The sequence below is a fragment of the Marinobacter sp. E2 genome (assembly GCF_055755345.1).
The window spans coordinates 777,265-801,434 of the sequence record NZ_CM146911.1 but is presented as its reverse complement, the minus strand read 5'-3'; the positions used below and the strand labels follow the sequence as shown (position 1 = coordinate 801,434).

General features: G+C 58.9%; 19 protein-coding genes. 5 read left to right on the top strand and 14 right to left on the bottom strand.

The genetic code is table 11. The features are described from left to right. Positions 1-383 precede the first annotated feature (383 nt). From AC0J1C_RS03600 to AC0J1C_RS03575, 6 genes are all read right to left on the bottom strand, one after another. The gene (locus AC0J1C_RS03600; protein ID WP_473045655.1) at positions 384-1,007 is read right to left on the bottom strand and encodes a protein-methionine-sulfoxide reductase heme-binding subunit MsrQ; all 624 of its coding nucleotides are present in this window, start codon (positions 1,005-1,007) and stop codon (positions 384-386) included. Further along, positions 1,007-1,981 carry a protein-methionine-sulfoxide reductase catalytic subunit MsrP gene (gene msrP / locus AC0J1C_RS03595; RefSeq protein WP_473045653.1) on the bottom strand — a complete coding sequence of 325 codons (975 nt, stop codon included), beginning with the start codon at positions 1,979-1,981 and terminating at the stop codon, positions 1,007-1,009. The genes AC0J1C_RS03600 and msrP overlap by 1 nt, the downstream gene beginning before the upstream one ends. A 119-nt stretch (positions 1,982-2,100) precedes the next feature. Further along, positions 2,101-2,919 (bottom strand): CDP-diacylglycerol--serine O-phosphatidyltransferase, encoded by an 819-nt coding sequence (pssA, locus tag AC0J1C_RS03590; RefSeq protein ID WP_473045652.1) that lies wholly within the window; start codon positions 2,917-2,919, stop codon positions 2,101-2,103. An 89-nt stretch (positions 2,920-3,008) separates the two neighbouring features. Beyond that, positions 3,009-4,067: a ketol-acid reductoisomerase gene (gene ilvC / locus AC0J1C_RS03585; RefSeq protein ID WP_473046495.1), complete on the bottom strand. Its 1,059-nt coding sequence runs from the start codon at positions 4,065-4,067 to the stop codon at positions 3,009-3,011. A 21-nt stretch (positions 4,068-4,088) separates the two neighbouring features. Then, on the bottom strand, positions 4,089-4,580 hold the full coding sequence (ilvN, locus tag AC0J1C_RS03580) for an acetolactate synthase small subunit (RefSeq protein ID WP_070970156.1): 492 nt from the start codon (positions 4,578-4,580) through the stop codon (positions 4,089-4,091). Positions 4,581-4,582: 2 nt separating this feature from the next. Beyond that, on the bottom strand, positions 4,583-6,301 hold the full coding sequence (locus tag AC0J1C_RS03575; protein ID WP_473045650.1) for an acetolactate synthase 3 large subunit: 1,719 nt from the start codon (positions 6,299-6,301) through the stop codon (positions 4,583-4,585). A gap of 523 nt (positions 6,302-6,824) precedes the next feature. On the opposite strand from AC0J1C_RS03575, the gene AC0J1C_RS03570 reads away from it, so the two are divergent. Further along, a complete protein-coding gene (locus AC0J1C_RS03570) occupies positions 6,825-7,286 on the top strand; it encodes a DUF4124 domain-containing protein (protein ID WP_473045649.1) in 462 nt (153 codons plus the stop codon). A gap of 109 nt (positions 7,287-7,395) precedes the next feature. Here AC0J1C_RS03570 and clpB read toward each other — a convergent pair whose 3' ends face one another. The 3 genes from clpB to rluD form a co-directional block, all read right to left on the bottom strand. Further along, positions 7,396-9,972, bottom strand: coding sequence for an ATP-dependent chaperone ClpB (gene clpB / locus AC0J1C_RS03565; protein ID WP_473045647.1), 2,577 nt, complete (start codon positions 9,970-9,972; stop codon positions 7,396-7,398). Positions 9,973-10,270: 298 nt separating this feature from the next. Further along, positions 10,271-11,032: a peptidoglycan editing factor PgeF gene (gene pgeF, locus AC0J1C_RS03560; protein ID WP_473045646.1), complete on the bottom strand. Its 762-nt coding sequence runs from the start codon at positions 11,030-11,032 to the stop codon at positions 10,271-10,273. Next, positions 11,022-11,999 (bottom strand): 23S rRNA pseudouridine(1911/1915/1917) synthase RluD, encoded by a 978-nt coding sequence (gene rluD, locus AC0J1C_RS03555; RefSeq protein WP_473045645.1) that lies wholly within the window; start codon positions 11,997-11,999, stop codon positions 11,022-11,024. The genes pgeF and rluD overlap by 11 nt, the downstream gene beginning before the upstream one ends. Positions 12,000-12,133: 134 nt before the next feature. Between rluD and AC0J1C_RS03550 the strand changes: the two genes are divergently transcribed. After that, positions 12,134-12,967 (top strand): outer membrane protein assembly factor BamD, encoded by an 834-nt coding sequence (locus tag AC0J1C_RS03550; protein WP_473045644.1) that lies wholly within the window; start codon positions 12,134-12,136, stop codon positions 12,965-12,967. A gap of 2 nt (positions 12,968-12,969) precedes the next feature. Here the strand turns inward: AC0J1C_RS03550 and AC0J1C_RS03545 are convergent, their stop codons facing one another. Then, positions 12,970-14,634 carry an NAD+ synthase gene (locus AC0J1C_RS03545; RefSeq protein ID WP_473045643.1) on the bottom strand — a complete coding sequence of 555 codons (1,665 nt, stop codon included), beginning with the start codon at positions 14,632-14,634 and terminating at the stop codon, positions 12,970-12,972. A 94-nt stretch (positions 14,635-14,728) separates the two neighbouring features. Between AC0J1C_RS03545 and AC0J1C_RS03540 the strand changes: the two genes are divergently transcribed. From AC0J1C_RS03540 to AC0J1C_RS03530, 3 genes are all read left to right on the top strand, one after another. After that, positions 14,729-16,384, top strand: coding sequence for a sensor histidine kinase (locus tag AC0J1C_RS03540; RefSeq protein ID WP_473045642.1), 1,656 nt, complete (start codon positions 14,729-14,731; stop codon positions 16,382-16,384). 56 nt (positions 16,385-16,440) lie between these two features. Then, entirely contained in the window at positions 16,441-17,829 is a 1,389-nt protein-coding gene (locus tag AC0J1C_RS03535) for a sigma-54-dependent transcriptional regulator (RefSeq protein WP_473045641.1), read from the top strand. 113 nt (positions 17,830-17,942) lie between these two features. Then, entirely contained in the window at positions 17,943-18,509 is a 567-nt protein-coding gene (locus AC0J1C_RS03530; RefSeq protein ID WP_473045640.1) for a GspH/FimT family pseudopilin, read from the top strand. A gap of 11 nt (positions 18,510-18,520) precedes the next feature. On the opposite strand, the gene AC0J1C_RS03525 is transcribed toward AC0J1C_RS03530, so the two are convergent. The 4 genes from AC0J1C_RS03525 to AC0J1C_RS03510 all read right to left on the bottom strand — a co-directional run bounded on the left by AC0J1C_RS03525 (position 18,521) and on the right by AC0J1C_RS03510 (position 24,161). Next, positions 18,521-18,916 carry a type IV pilin protein gene (locus AC0J1C_RS03525; protein ID WP_473045639.1) on the bottom strand — a complete coding sequence of 132 codons (396 nt, stop codon included), beginning with the start codon at positions 18,914-18,916 and terminating at the stop codon, positions 18,521-18,523. A 73-nt stretch (positions 18,917-18,989) separates the two neighbouring features. Continuing rightward, a complete protein-coding gene (locus AC0J1C_RS03520; RefSeq protein WP_473045638.1) occupies positions 18,990-22,715 on the bottom strand; it encodes a pilus assembly protein in 3,726 nt (1,241 codons plus the stop codon). Positions 22,716-22,738: 23 nt separating this feature from the next. Further along, the gene (locus tag AC0J1C_RS03515) at positions 22,739-23,263 is read right to left on the bottom strand and encodes a pilus assembly PilX family protein (RefSeq protein ID WP_473045636.1); all 525 of its coding nucleotides are present in this window, start codon (positions 23,261-23,263) and stop codon (positions 22,739-22,741) included. A 4-nt stretch (positions 23,264-23,267) separates the two neighbouring features. Continuing rightward, a complete protein-coding gene (locus AC0J1C_RS03510) occupies positions 23,268-24,161 on the bottom strand; it encodes a PilW family protein (protein ID WP_473046494.1) in 894 nt (297 codons plus the stop codon). Positions 24,162-24,170 lie beyond the last annotated feature (9 nt).

Sequence of the window (24,170 nt, the reverse complement as noted above, 5' to 3'; positions counted from 1 at the left end):
CTCAAGACAAAACTCAATTTCGACGAGTCACTGTCCTGATATTTCATATCCGAAATACCTCAGCCAGCGCCCACACGAATTACTTGGTTAACTTTTTAAAGAGCGTTGAGCCTCTGCTCAATCAAGGCCGCGTATTCTACATCGTTGCGCCGCCTTGTCAACCGTTTATTTGAAGAATTTGATTGCTCGGTTTCTTCAATAATTTCAAACGGTTAATGATCTTCGGGAAGTTGCCGTAAGTGGCTTGTCCCTCAGAAGTGGTGCGCATTCTACAGGCGCCAGAAAAACTGTCAACGAGGTTTTGGAATTAATTTCTGACCATTTCGGTTTCCACCTACCTCATTGATCAAAACACAATCAGAACGATCATTCTTTGCCCAGGTTCAGCCCCTATTGAACGGAATCAGACTGCCTGGACCGAACCAACGCCACCTTAATGCCAGTAAACCCAGCACAATCACCCCGTACACCACCATTTCGCCCACATCACTGCGCGCCTGCCAGATGAAATGCAACCAGGCAATGACAACAGCCGGATAGATCGACCTGTGCACTGGTTTCCACTGTCGGCCCAGCTTTTTCATCATCCGTCGGGTGGACGTCGCCGCCAGCGGCACCAGCAATAAAAAGGACACAGCACCCGCGATAATGTACGGGCGCTTGGTGAAGGTTGCCCAGAGATCGTTCCAGCCCAGAATGAACTGCAGGAAAGCAAGTACATGCAGCAATGCGTAAAAGAACGCGAACAGGCCAAGCATTCGACGGATCCGCAGCCAGCCCGACCAACCTGTCCAGCGTTGAAGGGGCGTCATGAACAGTGTGGCCAGCAAGAGCTGCAACGCAGCGAGACCCAGAGCCTCGGTGACTTCCTGACCCGGGTCAGGCCCCAGACTCTGGCTCAGGATGTCGAGAACCACCAGGAACAGGGGCATACTTGCGAGAGCTGCCGCAGCAAGACGAAAAGCAAGCAGCGCAGCGGAACGTGATGCCCCGGGAGCAGTCGACATCAGTAGAACTTCCGCAGATCCATTCCCTTGTACAGGTGCGCAACCTGCTCACCGTAGCCGTTGAACTTCACCGTTTCGATCCAGTTTGGTGAAAGCAGACCGGAAGGAAGCCGGCGTTCACGCTTCTGGCTCCACCGGGGATGATCCACCTCCGGGTTCACATTGGCGTAGAAACCATACTCCTGCGGCGCAATCATCTCCCAGGTTGTCCTGGGTCGCTCTTCCTGGAAACGGATTCTGACGATCGACTTGATGCTCTTGAAACCGTACTTCCATGGCAGCACGAGACGTATTGGAGCGCCGTTCTGGTTCGGCATGGTCTTGCCATAGAGGCCCACCGCCAGAAAACTGAGCTCGTTCATGGCCTCGTCCATACGCAAGCCTTCCTGATAGGGCCAGTCGATGGTACTGAACATGGAGCGCTGGCCCCGCATCTGCTCCGGATCGTGCAACGTCTCAAAGTAGACGTATTTGGCCCGCGAATTCGGCTGCATCTGTTTGAGAACGTCGGCCAGGGGAATGCCTACCCACGGAATCACCATTGACCAGGCTTCAACACAGCGCAGGCGGTAGATCCGTTCCTGATAGTCGTGGGGCTTGAGCAAATCTTCCAGAGCGTAGGTTCCCGGTTTGTCGCATTCCCCTTCCACAACCACCGACCAGGGAGTCACGGACATCTCATCGGCGTACCGGGCCGGGTCGCCCTTGCCGGTGCCAAATTCGTAGAAATTGTTGTATCGGGTGACGTCATCATAGGGTGTTTTCTCCTCGTCCGTGGAGAAGCCCGGCATGGCGACATAATTCAGCGCCTCGCCAGGTACAGGGCGCGCTGCCGACGATGCCAAAGATGGCACGGATAGCCCGGCGGCCACGGCGATGGTTCCGGCCATGAACTGGCGCCGGTTCAGGTAAACGGATTCAGGAGTGACGTCAGAGTGCGACAGGGCCCAGCTCGGGCGCTTCTTGATGAACATGCAAAGTCTCCGTTCAGGCATCAGCCGGTAAGGCGTTGACCGGAGACCAGGGCAAAGATTCCCCGGGCCCTATCGCCACCGTGGGGCGGTGGCGGTGGCGCTGTGCCCGGGAGCCGATTTCAGTCGGCAGTTCCGGGAGATTTCCGGGGCTTTCCGCGGAACAGGGCACGAATGGGGCCGGACAACGCGTAGATCAGGAACCCGGTAAAGAGTACGGTTGCGGGGTCGAGTGCGATCACCACGAACACCAGAACCACCAGCAGAATCGCGGCAAAGGGTACCCGACCACGCAAATCCAGATCCTTGAAACTGCGGTACAGGATATTGCTCACCATCAGCACGCCGGCGCCGGCAACTACGACCATAGTCAACAACGTCAGCCAGGCTGCCGGCTCGAACTGGTGGAAGCACCAGACCAGGCCAGCCACACACGCAGCCGCCGAAGGACTGGGCAAGCCAACGAAGAACTTTTTATCCACGGACCCTATCTGGGTGTTGAAGCGGGCCAGGCGCAGTGCGGCGCCCGCAACGTAGATGAACGTGACAGCCCAACCTACTTTGTCGAACGCATTCAACGACCAGAAAAAAGCAACAAGACCGGGGGCCACCCCAAAGGCCACCATGTCCGCCAGGCTGTCGTACTCCTCGCCAAACTTGCTCTGGGTGTTGGTCATTCGGGCAACCCGACCGTCAAGACCATCGAGGATCATGGAGACGAAAATGGCAATGGCGGCATTATCAAAAACGCCGTTTGCGGCAGAGACAATGGCATAAAACCCTGAAAACAGGGAGGCTGTCGTCAGCGCGTTAGGCAGGAGGTAAATACCTTTCCGGCGCACCGGCGCCCCACCAACCAGCTCCTCTTCAACCACCTCACCCGCTTCGACTTCGTATTCGGTGCCCTGCTTGCCGTTCGCGGTGTTCTTCTGTTCGGTCATGTCCAAAACTCCGGAGCAAATTTCCACGAATTATAACGAAAAACGCGGCCACCCGGGGCCGCGTTTTCGAAAACCAGGCGGATAGCCGCTTAGTTCTTGTCCTTGTCCACGATCTTGTTCGCGGAAATCCACGGCATCATGCCACGCAGCTTCTCACCGACAACTTCGATCTGGTGAGCCGCATTCTGGCGACGACGTGCGGTCATGGACGGATAGTTCAACGCACCCTCGGAGATGAACATCTTGGCGTATTCGCCGCTCTGGATGCGCTTCAGTGCATTGCGCATGGCCTCGCGGGACTGCTCGTTGATGATCTCAGGGCCAGTCACATACTCACCGTACTCCGCGTTGTTGGAGATGGAGTAGTTCATGTTGGCGATGCCGCCCTCGTACATCAGGTCGACGATCAGCTTCAGCTCGTGCAGACACTCGAAGTACGCCATTTCAGGGGCATAACCGGCCTCGACCAGAGTCTCGAAACCAGCCTTGACCAGTTCAACGGTACCGCCACACAGAACGGCCTGCTCACCGAACAGGTCGGTTTCAGTCTCGTCCTTGAAGGAGGTTTCGATGATACCGGTACGGCCGCCACCGATTCCGCTGGCGTAGGACAGGGCCAGGTTCTTGGCGTTGCCAGAGGCGTCCTGGAAAATAGCGATCAGGTCAGGGATACCACCGCCGTTGGCAAACTCGGTGCGAACGGTGTGGCCCGGCGCCTTCGGAGCCACCATGATCACGTCCAGATCCTTGCGCGGCACAATCTGGTTGTAGTGGATGGCAAAACCGTGGGCAAAGGCCAGGGTGGCACCCTGCTTCAGGTTCGGCTCGATCTCGGCCTTGTACAGCTGGGCCTGGAACTCGTCCGGAGTCAGAACCATGACCACATCGGCAGCGGCAACCGCAGAGGGCACATCGCTGGTCTTCAGGCCGTAGGCCTCGGCCTTGGCGATGGAAGAGGAACCGGGGCGCAGACCCACGGTGACGTCAACACCGGATTCCTTAAGGTTGCACGCGTGGGCGTGGCCCTGGGAACCGAAACCGATGATGGCAACTTTCTTGCCCTGGATGATGGAAAGATCGCAATCCTTATCGTAGTAAACCTGCATGACAGACCTCTGTAATTGGTAATGGCTGCTGGAGCCATGAATTTCTTGCGTTGTTGGAAATCGTTAAAGGCTGAGGACCTTTTCGCCCCGGGCAATACCGGACACCCCGGTACGAACCACCTCAAGCACGCCGGAGGTACCCACAGCCTGGATAAAGCCATCGAGCTTCTCGCTGTCGCCAGCCAGCTGAACGGTATAGACCGAGCTGGTGACATCCACGATCTGGCCCCGGAAAATGTCCACCGTTCGCTTGATTTCGGCACGCTGGGAGCCCGTTGCCTTGAGCTTGACCAGCATCAGCTCCCGCTCGATGTGGGAACCTTCGGTCAGGTCCACCAGCTTGACCACCTCAATCAGCTTGTTGAGCTGTTTGGTGATCTGCTCGATGACCTTGTCCGAACCGGTGGTGGTGACGGTCAGACGGGACAGCGTCTCGTCCTCGGTCGGTGCCACCGTCAGCGTCTCGATGTTGTAGTTGCGCTGGGAAAACAGCCCCACCACCCGTGACAGGGCACCCGGCTCGTTTTCAAGCAAAACAGAAATGATTCGACGCATGATCACACCCTCTCCGTTTTGCTGAGCCACATGTCTTTCATGGAACCACGGGCCACCTGCATCGGATAGACGTGCTCGAACCGGTCCACGTAGATATCCACGAACACCAGATCGTCTTTCATCGCCAACACTTCCTTGAGCTTGGTCTCCAGATCTTCTTTCTTCTCGATCCGGACGCCTTTATGGCCGTAGGCTTCCGCCAGTTTGATGAAGTCCGGCAGGGATTCCATGTAGGACTCGGCGTGGCGAGACTCGTAGTTCATGTCCTGCCACTGCTTGACCATACCCAGCGCCTGGTTGTTCAGGTTGATGATCTTCACCGGCAGGTTGTACTGCTTGCAGGTGGACAGCTCCTGGATGTTCATCTGGATACTGCCTTCGCCGGTAATGCAGAGCACCTCATCATCCGGATGCGTCAGTTTGACGCCCATGGCCGCGGGCAGGCCGAAGCCCATGGTGCCCAGGCCACCGGAGTTAATCCAGCGATTGGGCTTGTCGAACTTGTAGTACTGGGCCGCGAACATCTGGTGCTGCCCCACGTCCGATGTTACGAAGGCCTCACCGTTGGTCAGCCGGCAGAGCATTTCGATGACTTCCTGGGGCTTGATCACGTCCGGGCTGGTCTCGTACCGCATGCCGTGGAACGCGCGCCACTCGTCAATCTGCTTCCACCAGGAGGCAATCGCATCCGCGTCCGGCTTTTCTTTGGCTTCCTTGACCAGCGACAGCATTTCCTTGAGCACCGCTTCCACGGGGCCCACGATGGGAACGTCGGCATCCACGGTCTTGGAAATCGAGGCCGGATCGATATCAATGTGGATGATGCGCGCGCCCGGGCAGAACTTCTCGGTGGCATTGGTCACGCGGTCGTCAAACCGGGCGCCAACCGCCAGGATCAGATCCGAGTGGTGCATGGCCATGTTGGCTTCATAAGTTCCATGCATACCCAGCCAGCCCAGATGCTGCTTGTCGCTTGCCGGGTAACAGCCAATGCCCATCAGGGTATTGGTGATCGGATAACCCAGCATGCGCACCAGTTCGGTCAGTTGATCCGAGGCCTTGCCAAGGATGACGCCACCACCGGCGTAGATGATCGGCCGCTTGGCCGCCAGCAACATGTCGACGGCTTTTTTGATCTGACCGGCATGGCCGCGAATGGCCGGGTTGTAGGAGCGCAGCTTGACCTTCTTGGGGTAGGCGTACTCATAGCGCTCGTTGGGCGTTGTCATATCCTTGGGAATATCGACAACAACCGGACCGGGGCGACCGGTGGAAGCAATGTAGTAGGCCTTGCGAATGATCTCCGGAATTTCTTCCGGGTGACGCACACTCAGGTTGTGCTTAACGACCGGACGGGAGACGCCCATCATGTCGGTTTCCTGGAAGGCATCCTCGCCAATCAGCGTAGACGCAACCTGACCGCACAACACCACCATGGGGATGGAATCCATGAATGCGGTGGCGATGCCGGTGATGGTGTTGGTGGCTCCAGGACCCGAGGTCACCAGTACGGTACCTGGTTTTCCGGTTGCGCGGGCATAGCCGTCGGCCATGTGGACCGCTGCCTGCTCGTGCCGAACCAGAATGTGCTTGACTTTGTCCTGCCTGAACAGCGCATCATAAATATGAAGGGCTGCACCACCCGGATAGCCGTATATGTACTCGATACCTTCATCCTGAAGGGACCGGATCAGCATATCGGCGCCAGACAATAACTCCACGATTTTCTACCCTCTTCTACGAGTGAATGAGCCGGGAACACTCCCGGTTGCCTGGATTCACGGTGTCCATGCTTCTTGTGAAAGCGGAACCGGCTGCTCCTCCACACCTTGATAAGAGGTTGTCTCCTGGCCAGCCGCCCTCCTGAGGGTTGCGGAGAACGGCCAATCAACGGGTTGCACGTAAGCAACAACCATCCCGCGACGAATGCGCGGCACGTTCAGTGTGGTCATTGATGGGGGATACTCGCTCGGGATTGCCTGCCGTATTGACCCCAGTCTTCAGGCAATCGGTAATTCTGACAGCGCGAAACTCCCTGTCAATAGCCGCTGCCGGTTTCTGTGCCTATACTGGCCAAAGGTCGCCTACACAGAGCGCGGCTCAGGCATAAAGATTTGAACCAGATGGAAGAAAAATCAGGACGCTGGTGGCATCATAGGTTCCAGCTAATGAATAAAGAGAACGGGCCCGGAAGTTTCAGGTTGTCCACCTGCCCGGGAGCAGTAAACACACGCGAGTAGAGCCATGAACCGAAAAACCCTGACGCTGACCCTTTTGCTGGCCGCCCTGCCCGGCCTTGCCATGAGCGCCTCTGTTTACAAGTGGACCGATGAAAACGGCGTTACCCACTTCGGTGACAGACAACCTGTCGGCTCCAAGGCCGAGCAGGTGAATGTCCGTTCCGGTACCTCTTCCGCAGCCTCTGGCAACCGGCCGAGCCCACAGGAGCGGATGGAGAATATGGAAGAGCGCCAGGCCGCCGCCGAAGAGCAGCGCAAGGAAACAGCGGCGGAAGAGGCTCGCCGCAAGCAGCGTGAAGCCAACTGCGCCACCGCGCGATCCAACCTGGACATCATCGCCAGCAACGCTCGGATCCGGGTCGAGGAGAACGGCGAGCAGCGTTACCTCTCACCCGAGGAAATTGCCGAAAAGCGCGCGCAGTTCGAGGAAATTGCTGCCGAAAATTGCGGGCCGGCGGAAGAGTAATCAACCAGACCGCTCAAAAAAAGGAGTCAGCGGAAGCGATCCGTCTGACTCCTTTTCTGTTTCTGCCCCGATCACCGGGGCACTCGGCGGGGATAACCCCTGATCAGGCTCAGGCCTTGTTAAACACCAGCTTGTGATCCTCCACGGTGCCGCGAATTACATCCCCCGGCACAAACTCACCCTGAAGCAGTCGCTGGGCCAGCGGGTTCTCGATCATCCGCTGAATGGCTCTCTTCAGGGGCCGCGCGCCATAAACCGGGTCGTAGCCGACTTCCGCCAGCAACTCCATGGCTGCTTCGTCCAGCTCCAGCTTCATGTCCTGATCCTTCAGGCGCTTGCTGAGAGATTCGATCTGGATACGCGCAATACCCTGGATCTGGTTCTCGGCCAGCGGATGGAACACCACCACCTCGTCCACGCGGTTGATGAACTCCGGGCGGAAGTGGGTGCCGACCACCTCCATAACCGCGTTCTTCATGGACTCGTAGTTCTCCTCGCCCGCTTTCTGCTGGATGATGTCGGACCCGAGGTTCGAGGTCATCACAATTACCGTGTTGCGGAAGTCCACGGTACGGCCCTGGCCGTCCGTCAGGCGTCCGTCCTCGAGCACTTGCAGGAGGATGTTGAACACATCCGGGTGCGCCTTTTCCACCTCGTCCAGCAGCAGCACGGAGTAAGGCCGGCGACGAACGGCTTCGGTCAGGTAGCCACCTTCCTCATAGCCCACATAGCCGGGAGGTGCACCGATCAGGCGAGCGACCGAATGTTTCTCCATGAACTCGGACATGTCGATGCGCACCATGGCTTCGTCGGTGTCGAAGAGAAACGATGCCAGCGCCTTGCACAGCTCGGTCTTGCCCACCCCGGTGGGGCCAAGAAACAGGAACGAACCGTTCGGACGATTGGGGTCCGACAGCCCTGCCCGGGAGCGGCGAACGGCGTTCGAGACGGCTTCCACCGCTTCGTCCTGGCCGATCACCCGGTCGTGCAGGGCTTCTTCCATGCGCATCAGCTTGTCCCGCTCACCTTCCAGCATCTTGGAGACCGGGATGCCGGTCCACTTGGAGACAATCTCGGCGATCTCCTCGTCGGTGACCCGGTTGCGCAGCAGCTTCATTTCCATCATTTCCGCCTGGCTGGCCATATCCAGCTGGCGTTCCAGCTCCGGAATCTGGCCATACTGCAGCTCGGACATCTTGCCCAGATCACCGGCGCGACGGGCATTCTCCAGATCAATCCGGGCCTGCTCCAGGCGGCTCTTGATCTTCTGGGAGCCGTGCAGGGCGGCTTTCTCAGTATTCCAGACTTCTTCCAGATCGGCGTACTCGCGCTCGACGCCCGAGATCACATCCGACAGCTCAGACAGGCGCTTCTTGGAGGCCGCATCGGTTTCTTTCTTGAGCGCCTCGCGCTCGATTTTCAGCTGGATCAACCGGCGCTCCAGGCGATCGAGCGCTTCCGGCTTGGAGTCCATTTCCATCCGGATCTGCGAGGCGGCCTCGTCCACCAGATCAATGGCCTTGTCCGGCAGCTGTCGGTCGGTGATGTACCGGTGCGACAACTTGGCGGCAGCAATAATGGCGCCGTCAGTCACTTCGACACCGTGGTGCACCTCGTAGCGCTCTTTCAGACCACGCAGGATGGCAATGGTGTCTTCCTCGTTGGGCTCACTCACCAGTACCTTCTGGAAGCGGCGCTCAAGGGCGGCATCCTTTTCGATGTTCTCTCGGTATTCATCCAGGGTGGTGGCACCCACGCAGTGCAGCTCACCCCGGGCCAGGGCCGGCTTGAGCATGTTGCCCGCGTCCATGGAACCTTCGGCCTTGCCGGCGCCGACCATGGTGTGAATCTCGTCGATGAACAGGATGATCTGCCCTTCCTGTTTCGCCAGCTCGTTGAGCACAGCTTTGAGGCGCTCCTCGAACTCACCACGGAACTTGGCACCGGCGATCAGCGCGCCCATGTCCAGCGACAGGACTTTTTTATCCTTCAGGCCGTCCGGCACTTCGCCATTCACAATGCGCTGTGCCAGGCCTTCCACAATGGCGGTTTTACCCACGCCGGGCTCACCGATCAGCACCGGGTTGTTCTTGCGGCGGCGCTGGAGCACCTGGATAGTGCGGCGGATCTCGTCGTCGCGGCCGATCACCGGGTCGAGTTTTCCGGCCTCGGCGCGCTCGGTAAGATCAATGGTGTACTTGGAGAGGGCCTGCCGGTTTTCCTCGGCGCTGGCGTCGTTGACGGCTTCGCCACCGCGGACATCGTCGATGGCCTTTTCAAGGGCCGCCTTGTCGACGCCCTGCTCACGAAGGACGCGACCCAGAGTCCCGCGATCCTCGAGGGCCGCCAGCAGCATCAGTTCGCTGGAGATAAACTGGTCTTTGCGTTTCTGGGCAAGCTTGTCGGCGATGTTGAACAATCGGCCCATGTCGTTGGACATGGAGACATCACCGGCCGAACCCTGCACTTCGGGCAGATGTTCGATCTCGCGGGCAATGGCCTGGCGAATCCGGCCGGGCTCTGCGCCGGCCTGTTTGAGCAGGGGTTTGATGGCGCTGTTTTCCTGATCCAGCAGGGCCTGCATCAGGTGCACCGGCTCAATAAAGTTGTGGTCTTTGCCCACCGCCAGAGACTGGGCGTCCGCGAGGGCGGTCTGCAGCCGGCTGGTCAGTTTGTCGATTCTCATGTGTGCGTTCCTCAAATTCTCTGCGAATTCCGGTTCAGGTGTTCAGACGGATATTCGGTTTGCTTTGAGGATTAATGTAGGGGCGCTGGGCGGGACTTCAAGCCGGGCTCCGGGCTATTCGTCAGAAAATTGACGGCCGTCAGTTTCAGGTTTGGTGCCCGACCGGGGTGGGAGTCGAGCTCCAGAACACGCCGTGAATACTTCCCTGTAGGCTTGGCTGCAGCATCCATGCTGCAGACAGTTCTGGAGCTCGACTCCCACCCCGGCCCTCTAACTTTTAGCACAACCGAACCGATTGTTAGCTGCCCGCCAGCCAAACCAGCGTCGCCATTCGACCGGTCTGACCATCGCGCCGGTAGGAAAAGAAACGGGCGTTATCGCTCACAGTGCACAAACCGCCACCAGAAACCGAATTTATGTCCAGGCGGTTCAATCGTTGGGTGGCCAGCGTATAGATGTCCGCCATGAAATGGCCCGGGCGTGCACCGCTGGTGTGGAAAGCGCTGGCTGCTGCGGGATCAGCAGCCAGAAAGGCGTCCCGGACTTCCGGGCCCACCTCGAAGTGGTTCGGGCCAATGGCGGGGCCGAGCCAGGCCTGGAGGGTGTTCGGCTTGACGTCCATGGCGGTGACCAGATTTTCGAGCACGCCACCACAGAGGCTTCGCCAGCCCCCGTGGGCAGCACCAACAACCGTACCCTCCTGGTCGGCCAGGATTACCGGGAGGCAGTCGGCGGTCAGTATGGCGCAGGCAACTTCTGCATGGTGGGTGAAGCTGGCGTCTGCAGTGGGAACTCTGGCGGCCATGGCAGGCGTGAGTTCGACCACGTCGGTGCCATGGACCTGCTTCAACCAGCCGATGCTTTCGGGGAGCAATCCTTCCGAGTTAGCCAGTCGCTGGCGGTTGGCGCCCACGTGATCCGGGTTATCGCCAACGTGGTCGCCGAGATTGAGAGTGTCCCACGGCGGCTGGCTGACGCCGCCGGCGCGGGTGGTACTGAGCGCCCGCACGTTGGCCGGCGCCGGCCAGTCCGGTCTCAGCAGATCGCCATCAAAACTCACGATTTTCCAGCTCCCGGGCGTGTTTGCGCAGAGCCTCGATCAGCTCGATCATGTCCTCTGGCAAGGGCACTTCCCAGCTCAGGATTTCACCGGTCTCGGGATGTTCGAGGGTCAGTTTACGGGCGTGCAGCGCCTGTCGATGGAAAGCCGACAGCGCGTCCCTGAGCTCATCCGTGGTGCCCTTGGGCAGTCGCAGGCGGCCGCCGTAGAGCGGATCGCCCACCAGGGGGTGTTTTACATGGGCCATGTGCACCCGGATCTGGTGGGTACGGCCGCTCTCAAGCTTGCATCGGATGTGGGTATGGGCGGCGAATCGTTCCGCCAGCCGGTAATGGGTCACCGCCGGTTTGCCCGAGGACACAACCGCCATTTTTTTGCGCTCTCGGGGATGACGGCCAATGGGCGCATCCACGGTGGCACCGCCGGTCAGGGTGCCAACCACTACGGCTTCGTATTCCCGACCCATGGTACGGGTCTGCAGCTGATCCACCAGGGAGGTATGGGCCACAAGGCTGCGCGCCACCACCATGATGCCCGAGGTGTCTTTATCAAGCCGGTGCACAATGCCGGCCCTTGGCAGGTTTTCCACTTCCGGCGCGTAGTTGAGCAGCGCGTTCACCAGTGTACCGTCGGCGTGACCCGCCGCCGGATGCACCACCAGGCCCGCCGGCTTGTTGATTACCAGGAGGTGTTCGTCTTCATACACAATGTCGAGGGAAATGGCCTCGGCCTGCCAGCTCACCTGGGCTTCGGGCTCAGCCTCCAGCTCCAGCCGATCGTCCAGCATGACCTTGTCCCGGGGCTTGCGGGTTTCGCCATTCACCGTCAGCGCACCGCTCTTGATCCAGGACTGCAGACGCGAGCGGGAATGCTCCGGCATCAGTTCGGCAGCGGCCTGATCGAGGCGCCGGTCGCTTAATTCCGGCGGTACTACAAAGCTGGCAACAATTTTGTTTTCAGATGACATTCAGCCCCCGGGGCCTGGGTGTGTTACGTTTCGGTCAGATTTCTTGCGTCTGCGGGGCAGAACTCTGCACATCGGCCGACTTCCCCGCTACAATGGCTGCCCTTGAATCAATCGACATTATACGGGATTCCGGAATGAGATCAGGTCTTCGTTTATTGCTACTTTCCGCACTGGTGGTGCTGGTCAGTGCCTGCGCGTCCAACAAGCAGGAAGAGGTGCTGCCAGAGAAGACCTATTACGAAAATGCCCGCGAGGCCATGGATTCCGGAAACTTCAACGAGGCGGAAGAAAACCTCGACGCACTCGAGACGTACTACCCGTTCGGACGCTATGCGGAGCAGGCCCAGCTGGATCTGATCTACGCCCGCTACCAGAACCTTGATCTGGAAGGCGCCCGCAACGCGGCGGACCGTTTCCTGCGGCTCAATCCCCAGAGTGACCACGCCGACTACGCCCTGTATATGCGTGGTCTGGCGTCCTACAATCTCGACCTTGGCCTCGCCGCCCGCTATTTCCCGATTGACGTCGCCGCGCGGGATCCCGGCGAACAGCTGCAGTCGTTCCGGGACTTCTCGGAACTGCTCAACCGCTACCCCGAAAGCCCCTACGTGGCCGATGCCCGCCAGCGCATGATTGCCATCCGTAACCGGATGGCAGAGCTGGAGATCCATGCGGCCCGTTACTACATCAAACGCCAGGCCTATATCGCCGCCAACAACCGGGCCCGGTACGTGGTTGAGAATTACCCATCCTCACCGGTTACTGAAGAGGCCATTATCATCATGGCCGAGACCTTCCGGTTTCTCGAGTTGAAGAAAGGCGCCCGGGACGCGATTGCCCTGCTCCGGTCGAATTTCCCCAACAGCGAGGCATTCAACGAGGAGGGCGAGTTCGAAGTCGACCTGCTGAGGGGTGAGAACCGCTCGCTCACCAACGTGGTGACTTTCGGACTGATGGGCGACGAGTAGGGCTACTTGCCGCTCTTCCAGCCGTTGGTGATCGGATACCTTCGATCCTTGCCGAAGCCTCGCTCGGTGATTCTCACGCCGATAGGTGCCTGCCGCCGCTTGTATTCGTTGATGTCCACAAGGCGAATGACTCGCTCCACGTCTGCGCGATCAAAACCTTCGGCAACGATCGCGTCCGCACTGAAATCCCGTTCCACGTACAGGTTGAGGATCTGGTCCAGCACATCGTAACCGGGGAGGCTGTCCTCATCTTTCTGGTCCGGCGCCAGTTCGGCCGAAGGCGGTCGGGTGATGACCCGCTCGGGTATCACCTGAGAGAGCGAATTGCGGTAGTTGGCCAGGCGGAAGACCAGGGTCTTGGGCACATCCTTGAGCACATCGAAGCCCCCGGCCATATCGCCGTAGAGAGTGGAATAGCCCACCGCCATCTCGCTCTTGTTGCCGGTTGTCAGCACCAGTGAGCCGAATTTATTGGACAGGGACATGAGCAGAACACCTCTCAAACGAGCCTGGAGGTTCTCCTCGGTGGTGTCCGGGCGCGTGCCCTCGAAAGGCTCCGCCAACGCAGCCATGAAGGCGTCGTACATGGGCTCGATCGAGAATACGTCGTACTGAACCCCGAGTGCTACGGCCTCCGCCTCCGCGTCCTCCAGACTCATGCTGGAGGTATAGCGGAACGGCATCATCACGGCGCGCACCCGCTCCTTGCCCAGGGCATCGACCGCCACCGCCAGAGTAACGGCCGAATCAATGCCGCCAGATAGTCCCAGTACCACGGACTTGAATCCGTTCTTGTTCACATAGTCGCGAACGCCGGTCACCAGCGCCCGATACACGTTGGCTTCCAGGGAGGGTTCCTCGGGCCTGGGCCGGGAAACCGGCTGGCAGTGGTGCTCACACAGGAAATCCACCGGATACAGCCCCTCCTCGAACTGGGGGGCTTCCGCCATCAACACTCCCGAGTGATCAAACACCATGGAGCCACCGTCAAACACCAGCTCGTCCTGTCCACCCACCAGGTTCACGTAAACGATGCTCACCCGGTTATCCCGGGATTTGGCCTCCAGGAGCGCCTTGCGGCGGGCCTGCTTGTCGATGTCATAAGGGGAGGCGTTCAGGTTCAGGATCAGGCGCGCCCCTGCGGCGGCGCAGTCCTCGACAGGCCCTTCCTTCCAGATATCCTCGCAGACAGTAATACCAACCGGAACGCCACGAATCTCCATGGTCAGGGTTTCCGAGCCCTCGGCGAAATAGCGCTTCTCGTCGAACACCTGGTAGTTGGGTGGGAAGCGTTTGAAGTAACGACCGGTGATTTCTCCACCCTCAATCACAACGGCACCGTTGTACAGCAGTGCACCCTCCCTGAGCGGGGCGCCAATTACCATGGCTGGTTCCAGTTTCTCGGCCCGAAGCTGTTCTATGGCCTCCGCCACCCGCAGATCAAGGCTTGGCCGCAACAGCAGATCCTCCGGCGGGTAGCCGGTCAGACAGAGCTCCGGAAACACCACGATGTCAGCCTGGTGTTCGGTACTGGCCCTGCGGGTGGCCTCAATGACCAGTGCGGTATTGCCTGGAATATCGCCCACCAGGAAATCCAGCTGCGCCATCACGACCTTCAGCTTTTTCGCCGGGGCCGACAGGGTGGCCTTGGTTCCGGAAACGGACATAAAAGGGGCTCCTGTAACTCATTGCCGTTGAAAGGCTATTATAACCCCGCAGACGCATGGATTTCCTCCGACCAACAACGGATTCCACTGGATCATGGCAGCCGACACCGTTTCCCGTTCCGCTGAAACCCTCAGCCCTATCCCATCGACGCCTTCGGGGCTGCAGCAGGCCAAGCTGTTCAGGATCTACAATCACTACCGGCTGGTGGTCAGTCTGATGCTGGTGGCCCTGCTGTTTGTCGATCCGGTGAACTTCGACATGCGCTTCCGACTCCTGGATTACTACCAGGCGGGTGTGTCTGCGTATCTCGGCCTCAATGCCTTCATCGCCCTGCTCCTGGTGGCCGGCTTTCATCCCAGCCAGCGGCACATCACCTTGTCCATACTGCTGGACATCCTGATCATGCACGGGTTGCTGCTCACCAGTACCGGCATTACCAACGGCCTGGCCAATCTGGTTATTGTCTCGGTGGCGGCCGGCAACATCCTCACCCCGAGCCGCATGGGCACCTTCTACGCCGCGCTTGCGGCCATCTGTTCCCTGGGCATTTCCGGCTGGGCGGTACTGGCCCTGGGTGATTCCGCCGACGACATTGTCCGTGCCGGGTCCCTCGGGATTCTCTACTTCGCGGCGGCGTTTGTGCTGCAGAACATCTCCCGCAGGATGATGCGCAGTGAAGCCCTTGCCAGCAGCCGTGCCCGCAGCATCGTTGAACTGGAAAAGATCAACCAGCAAATCATCCAGCGTATGCGCACCGGCATTCTGGTGCTGGATCGCTTCGGACAGATCCGACTGGCCAATGCCGCTGCAGAAGAACTGCTTTATGGGGCGCCCAGACGCTCCGACGGTCCCGGTGAACACCCCACGGTGTTGCCAAGACCTTTGAAACTGGGACTTGAAGCCTGGCTGAAGGACCCGGGCCGGCGCATCGAACCTTTCCAGCCCTCACCCACCTCGCCCATGCTTCAGGCGAACTTCACCCAGCTGGACCAGGAACGGGGAGACCAGATTCTTGTTTTCATCGAGGACATGAGCAAGGTAACCCAGCAGGCACAACAGATGAAGCTTGCCTCCCTCGGGCGCCTCACCGCGGGCATCGCCCATGAAATCCGCAATCCGCTCGGTGCCATCAGCCACGCAGCGCAGTTGATGGAGGAGTCGCCGAGCCTCGATTCAGGCGACCGGCAGATGCTGGAGATCATCCGCCGCCATTCCCGGCGTGTGAACGGCATCATCGAGAACGTCCTCGATTTATCCCGCCGCCGTGCCGCCAACGCCGAGCTGATCGAGCTGGCGCCCTGGTTACAGGAGTTTCGTGAAGACTTCCTGCAAACGCAGGATAACGGCGACAGCCCGGCCAACATTGTTTTGAAAATTGACCCGCAGCTGCCGCCAGCCCGATTCGACAAGAGCCAGATCGAACAGGTGATGGTAAACCTCTGCGACAACGGGCTGCGCTACAGCGAACAGCATTCCGGACAGCGTCGGATAGGCATTCACGCCGGCGCTACCGAGGACGGGGAGCGGGCGTTCATCGATATCCGTGACCAGGGCCCTGGCATTGCGGCCGAGAACCGAAGCTCGGTCTTTGAACCGTTTTTCACCACAGACAAGCGTGGCACCGGGCTGGGACTTTATCTGGCCCGGGAACTGTGCGAGGCTAATCAGGCCCATCTCGCCCTGGTGGACGACGGCCAGCCCGGCTGCTGTTTCCGGATTACCTTCGCTCACCCCGGGCGGATGATCTGACCAGGCGCCGGCGGAATTCGGGCGTCTGAATAACGACATGGAACCGATAACACACAATGACCACACACACTGCGCTGATCGTCGATGACGAGCCTGACATCCGGGAACTTCTGGAGATTACCCTCACCCGGATGGGCATCACCACCTACACAGCGGAAGATCTCGGCGCGGCCCGCGCGCTTCTCGAAAAACACGCTCCGCAACTCTGCCTGACCGACATGAACCTGCCCGATGGCAACGGCATCGAGCTGGTGCAGTGGATCCAGAAGCACTCACCCTCCACGCCGGTGGCAGTGATTACCGCCTATGGCAACATGGACACTGCCATTGAATCACTCAAGGCCGGCGCCTTTGATTTTGTCTCCAAACCGGTGGAACTGCCCCGGCTGCGCGAACTGGTAAACAGCGCCCTGAAACTCTCGGAACCGAAATCGGAGACCGAAGACACCGCCGACGAACCTGGCCTGCTGCTTGGGAAATCCCCCGAGATCAAGCGACTGCGCAATCAGACCCGCAAACTGGCCCGCAGCCAGGCGCCCGTGTTCATCAGCGGCGAATCGGGGAGCGGGAAAGAGCTGGTCGCCCGCATGATCCATCTCCAAGGCCCGCGGCGCGAAGGCCCATTCATCGCGGTTAACTGCGGTGCCATTCCCTCGGAACTGATGGAGAGCGAGTTTTTCGGCCACAAGAAAGGCAGCTTTACCGGCGCCGTGGAAAACAAGGACGGCCTGTTTCGATCCGCCAGCGGTGGCACACTGTTTCTCGACGAGGTGGCCGACCTGCCGCTTGCCATGCAGGTCAAGCTGCTGCGTGCCATCCAGGAAAAGGCTGTTCGGCCGGTGGGCGATACCAAGGAAGTCCCCGTGGATATCCGCTTGCTGAGCGCTACCCACAAGAACCTGCCAGAGCTGGTGCAGGAAGGCAGCTTCCGCCAGGACCTGTTTTACCGGATCAACGTGATTGAACTGGCGGTGCCACCGCTGCGGGAGAGGCCGGACGACATCCCCCTGCTGGCGAATCACATCCTTGAGCGGATTGCCCGGGAGTACGAGTGCCCGCCCGCCTCCCTGACGTCAGAGGCCATCGCGCGCCTGCAAGCCTACGACTTCCCCGGTAACGTGCGGGAGCTGGAAAACGTTCTCGAGCGTGCCTTCACCCTCTGCGATGCCGACCAGATTGATGCAGACGACCTGCACCTGGGCAACGGCGTCCATCAGCCGGCGTCTGCTTCCCAGATCATTACCGAAGGCCAGACCGAGGACGCCGGTGCGATAGAGGTTCCGGATGGCGAAATCGACCTGGAAGGCTACCTCGAGACGATTGAGCGCCAGGCCATCGAGAAGGCCCTGGAAGCCACGCGCTGGAACAAGACAGCGGCGGCGAAGCGGCTCGGGATAAGCTTTCGGGCGCTGCGGTACCGGTTGAAGAAGCTGGGAATGGAGTAAGCCGGGACGCTAGATCCTGACGCACCCCCGGCTTATACTGACGTCGACCGGAACAGGACGTTCTGGTCACTTGATGCTTTTCACTATCTGAATTCGTTACAGGGACGTAGACGATGAACAATTCACTCCAGGCCGGCCTGACGCTGGTCGAGCTGATTGCCGTTATGGCCATCAGCGCCATTATTCTCGCTTTCGCGATTCCAGGGACGTCCAGCCTGATCAATCACTCAGGGCGCCACACTGCGCTGGCCGATTTGATTGCCACCCTCAACCTTGCACGCAATACCGCCATCAACGAGCAAACAACGGTGACCGTGTGTGCCATCGGAGCCGATTCCAAATGCTCGAATGTCTGGTCGCTGCCAATCACCGCGTTTCGGGACCCCGGACGAACCCGGGAAATAACCGATGTCAGCCAGATCGTACGTGTGATTCACCCCCTGGAGACGGGCCGTCTGACGGTCAGTTCCGGCATCCATAACTATTTCCGGTTTGAAAGCAACGGCTGGTCCCGGGGAACCCTGGGGAATTTCATCTGGTGCCCGGACTCTGACGACGACCGATACGCGGCCCAGGTCCGGATTAACATGGGAGGCCGTCCCCGTACGGCACGGGACCACGACGGAGACGGGATTGTTGAGGATTCGTCAGGCAACCCGATCAACTGCAGCAGCCTCTAAGAGGGCAACGGTCAGTCCCAGTTGACCCTCTGGCCATTAGAGAGCAGTGCAATGGTTCCACCGCCCTGGCCATTCTTCGGCTGCGCTTCAATACGGAATGCAGTCGCAGTTTGCGTAGTGATCGCCAGATCGTAGAATTTGGCGCTGCCATCGAGCGGCGCCTCATCCGGGAAGATAGCGCCGGCAGTACTGCCGATCGTCGCTCCAGCGTAGGTCATGTTCTGGGTATGAAAGCGCTCCATGGCGTTTGCCAGCGACATAAGCGCACTCTTGGCGTCCGCTGCGCGGGCGTTCGCGACGTACCGGTTGTAACTGGGCAAGGCGATCGCGGCGATAATGCCGATGATCGCTACCACGATCATCAGTTCGATCAATGTGATGCCAGACTGCCGTTTGACTGCTGTCATTGTTGCTTCCCAACTCTGTTGCTGTGGGCCGGGGCAAACATCTTGCCCCGGCTGTCGTTATCAATCCTGAGAATCAATCGTAGAGTTCCTGCCAGCTCATCCGCCCGGTATTCTCAGACGTGCTGCCAACATCCACCTCTTCCGAAAGGATTTCACTGTCGGACCGTGGGATGAGCGCATAGTCACCCAGGAAGCCGGTTTTGTTAGGCAGTCCGCCCTTGGTCTTGAAGCCAACATAGGGCGCGCCCAGTTTCGGCCAGACGGCACGATCCGGAGTCTGGCCATCAAGGCCAAACGCCATCAGCCAGCCGCTGCCACCCACGTCGCAGGGATTGCTCGAGGGAATGGTGGAGTTCACGAAGACATACTCGCCTCGCACCTGGGGAGGCTGAACAATCCGTTCGCCGGTTTCGGTTGTAAAATCGGCATACCAACCATTCTGGGTATCGAAGTCTTCGCCGGAGGAAGAGCGAACATCGAACACCTCGTTTTCCACGGTAATGACGGAGTCGGTAATTGTCCTACCAATCAGATCGGATCGATCGAGCTCAGACGTGCCCTGGTCCAGCACACCATAGAACGACTGGACATCTTCACTGACCGTGTCGTCCTGAGTCAGATATTGGCCAGTCCCAAAGAGGACCATGACGTCCGGGTCCGGATTGTTTTCGTTATCGTTGGGGTTGCGGACCACCATCGGTGCAGCAGTTATAGGCTGTACAACACCAGAGCGCACCGCCGTGAACAGAGGTTTGGGAGTGCTACCCTGGCGATAGGCGGACGCCCAGCTGCCATTACCCGTATCCGCTGCCACCCAGATATTGCCTTTCAAATCACCCGCATAAACGCGATCGACAATCCGATCACCATTCAGATCTACCTGCCGCACGGAAGACAAGCCGGTGGCGTCTGCCGCTGCATCAAACTGTATGTAGCGGTAGTCTCCTGAATCCGTCCAGTCGCCGTCCAGACCACCCTCGATATCGAGCATGAACAGCCCGGTCGATGTTCCGGTTGAGTTGTAGCCGTTGGGTACGAAGGCCGTCCAGCGGTAGTCGTTGTTACCCCACTGAACCAGCGACACGGTCGGGGGTTCAATGATGTAGCCCATGCGGCTGTCGTCAGCGCTGCTGAACTCCCACATCACCAGACTCGAAGCGTTGAGCTCGGAGAAGTTGGCGGGGTTGGTAACATCCAGGGCGAACACTCCCTTACCACCGGTCCGGGCACCACCAATCACGATGGTCCGCCAGTCGGCCGCTGTGCCACCTGCGCCCTGCGTGTAGACATCCGAAACGACCGGCGTCAGGTCCACGTAGTAACGGTGTTGGTAGGCCTGCTGCGTCAGGTAATGAAGACCGGCGTCAGCCTGATCGGAGAAGATAAACTCAGGAATGTAACCAAAGAGCTCGCGACCGTCACTGCCCCGGAACGCATGCAGCATTCCATCGTTGGCACCCACATAGACCACTGGGGTGCGGCTACGCTGCTCGCTTCTATAATTGGCATAGGTATCGGTAGCCGTACCAAACGGCACGCCTGTGGGCCAGCCAAGGTCGGGCTCTGCCACGTAAACCGGGGTGGAATTGATAATGTCTCCCAGCAGACTGGCCCTGGTTCTCATTCCGGTAATCGGACTACCCCGGAGATAGGAGATGCGATTCTCGGCAAGCGTAAGGCTACCGGCACCGCCGTCGTACTTCAGGTCGTTCTGCTGGCGGGTTGTCAGGCTGCCCCAGTTGGTCCAGTTAAAGGCGAGGCCGTTGGCGCCGTTGTAGGTAATGATCTGGCGCGCATCCTGCGACAGGTCCCGGGCGTCCAGAACGCTGCCGGCTTCCCAGGTTTCGGTCTCGTTGATAGTGGGCGGTCCTGACTGGTTTTCAGTCAGCCCCGTGGCGAATAGATCGCCAGTCCAATTCGCCGAGTCAAACCGGGCACCGAACAGGAGTGTGTCCGTCTCGAGCGTGGCTGTGTTGAAGGTCACGCCCGTGGAGCTACCAACGGCTTCGGCAACGATGCTCTCAAAGGCCTTTTCGAGACTGGCGATCATTCGATCTGCCTGGCCGGCAATGTAATAGTTGTCCGGTCGCTTGAAGCTGGTGCCGCCCAGGGAAACGGTTTCGCCGTTGGTGTGCCACCATTCCTCTGGAAGCGCCTCTGTCCGCGTTGCAGGATCAAAATCGTCCGGAACGTCGAAGCCACCGTACTTGGCCGCCAGGTAATACTGGTTGCTGGCCGGTGGCTGCAAAACCTGGTTTTCCAGAACGTCGACCCAATGAGTGGTCGCAGTCTGCTTACCATCATCGTTCGGCCGCATATCGTTAACGAGGTTATCGAATGCCAGACCCGCAATGTAGGCGGAGTTCTGGCGACCAGTAAACGAGTTGGTCTCACCCAGGCTATTACCAAGGCCTTCGATGATGCCCACACGGTTAGTCATCGTAATCACGTTGACAGTATCGTCCTGGCGAACTTCACTGGGCATGTTCGGTTCGTCATCCCGGTAACTCGTCTCATTGCCGGGCAGGTTCTTGTCATCATGCGTGTTTACATCACCGATGCCCAGGATCGCAGCCGGCTGACACTCGTACTGAACAGGATCGACCCAGTCAGTAATCACCGGGAATCCGTCCGTGTATTTGTTCGTGGTGGCTGCATCCAGGCCGTTCAGGCTTGAGTAGGCACTGACAGAACCAAGCCCTTTCAGATAGCGCGTTGCCGCGTAATAAAGCTCACTCACCGGGTCCAGCGACTTGTGGTTGTTGCTGTTCAGTTGGCCGAATTTGTTGATGTAGTTGATAACACCACTATTCACGACCGTCCCGGGCGTATTCGAGGCAGCCGTTGGATCAGGATTGGTAACCAGAACACCAGTCCTCGCATCCCATTCCGCGTTCGGATTGCTCGTTAATCCGGTGGAGGGGAGGAACTGCTCCGGGCCAATGAATTTCTGTTGGGCTCTCAGAACACCCCCATCCCGGCTGTTACTATCGTCGTTCAGATAGCCGAATACACTATATCGCAGCGTCTCGGAGTTTTTCTGTAAAAGCCCCTCGGGTTTCCAGGCGCTGGCATACTGAACACAATTGGCTTCGAGGCCTACGGTTGAATCACACACCTTCACCCGCACATGCGCTTCTTGAGCGTTAGCCGCCGAAAAAGTGCCACTCGGATTGTACTTCACTGGGTTGGTGTTAACGTCCGTATCGCCTACGCTGAAACGCATTTCAACGCCCAGGCCCTGAATCCTCACGCGAACGCGATTGGCGGTGAACGGGGTTGCACCCGCCACAACCGTGGAACCGCTGATCTCCCGCACTGCGAGACCACTCTGCCCCGGATGTCGGGCCTTCTCCAGCCAGGTTTCCGTGGTGGTATCCAGATAACGGTAGCCACCAGTGAGGACTTTGCGGAAGGGATCGATGGTCTGGGTCGTGGCCCAGTTCAGAAAGTTACCGCTCCACTCGCCGGCACCACTGCAGGTTGCTGAAGTGGACACACTGGAGGGCTTGAAATGCCGCTTCGACGCATCGGCGTCGTAGTTGTAGAGATAACACTTCTGGGGATCAAAGTAGCCTTCGAACCGACGCTCGGCCGTGTAGGAGCCAAGGTTAGCCAGACTCTGGACTGTCGGGAATTCCACGGACGGTGTCAAAACCAGGTTGCCGGGAACCCCCCGGCCGCCAGCCAGATACAGCGGCTGATTCGCCAGTACGCCCGGTGCCGCATAGCCCTGGACTGGAAGCACGATGGCGACGCCGAAGAAGAAATAACAAAGCTTTCGTTTGAGCTGACTCATAGCATTATCCCCGGAGCTTTCGCTCACATTTCCCGAGCATAGTAGGATTCAATGATGCGGGTAGACTCGCCGGTCGGTCCGGGGCTCCACGCAACGATCCGGAAGGCCTGGGCCTCGGTTGCACCTGTTTCATGGGAGTACCCTTCGACCACCAGATCGGTCAACTGCTCCGGCTGTCGCGCCTCTCCCATATGCTGAATGAAGTATCTCGGTGTCACGCCGTCAACGGCAGTGGCGGTCCGCACGTTGGTGCTTCCCGTCCAGTCGAATGTCTTCGGATCCGGCGCCGTATCGGTCTCACCGTAAAGGCCGCCTGTGCCGTCGAATTCCGAAAGCAGGTTTACGTTCTCTACATACAACTCGGCGTCACGGAGCGCAGACTCTGCAATCTCCAGAGACTGCATGCCCTCCCGCTCGCCCGAAACCATCCGCTCCTGCATGATGGTTCCCTGCATACTGGATACCGCCAGAAGCGTGAGCACCAGCAGCATCAGCAGTGACAGAATAAGCGCGGCGCCTGCCTGCCTGGTGAAATTTACTCTGCCCATCACGTCAGATCCTGTTTCTCATGGTGATTGTGGTTGTGTAGACCCGATACAAAAAGGTGTCGTTGGCAGCTGCGGTTGTCGTCAGGGCTGTGTTGGCAGCACAGTCCAGCCAGCCGGGATAGCAGTAATCCTGGGCTCCATCCGTCACGCCATCCTCCGGAGAGCGAACCAGAACACTCAGGCGTATCGCGATGGTGTTGTCCGCCTGGGTACGACCTGCGGTGGTCAGACCAATGGGATCCTCCCAGGCATTCACCTGGCCATCCTGGTCGCTGTCCACGCCAAACTGGAACTGGAAGTCCATGACATCCTGCAAGATGGCAACCGGCGTCGAGAAATTACCGATACCCGACCCCGATATGCCGACGCCGTCAGTCACCAGTTCGCGCACACCGTTTGCGTTGTCAGCCAGGTAAAATCTCTGTTGGCGGGGCCTGAACACCGACGCGCCGTCAGGATCATCGTTATAGTTCGTAGAGAGAGATTGAGTGGAGTTGCCCGGCCCAGCACTCACGTTGCCAGAGTTATGAACAACGACTTCGTTGTTGGTGTTCAGGTTAGTGACCTGGAAAACATCACCAGCACTGCAGTTTGTAACAATGAGAATGTCATTTTCATTGAACGAGTCACTGTCATCCACCCGAAGGTTGGCAGCCTGCTGACTGGGCTGGAACGTCACCCGTACCTGAGAGTTTCCATTTACACCACCGAGATAAAGGATGTCAGAGTTCCCGGCACCGGCATTGTTCTCGGCATCAAGACCGCGCAGAAGGGCACCGACGTCAAAGCCGGTGTCATTCAGAATGCTGTTCAGGCGCCCATCTCTGACGCCATCACTACCCAAACAACCCCAGTAGGACGAATTACGAATTTCCCGCCCAACAATGGATGTCGCCAACCGACCGGT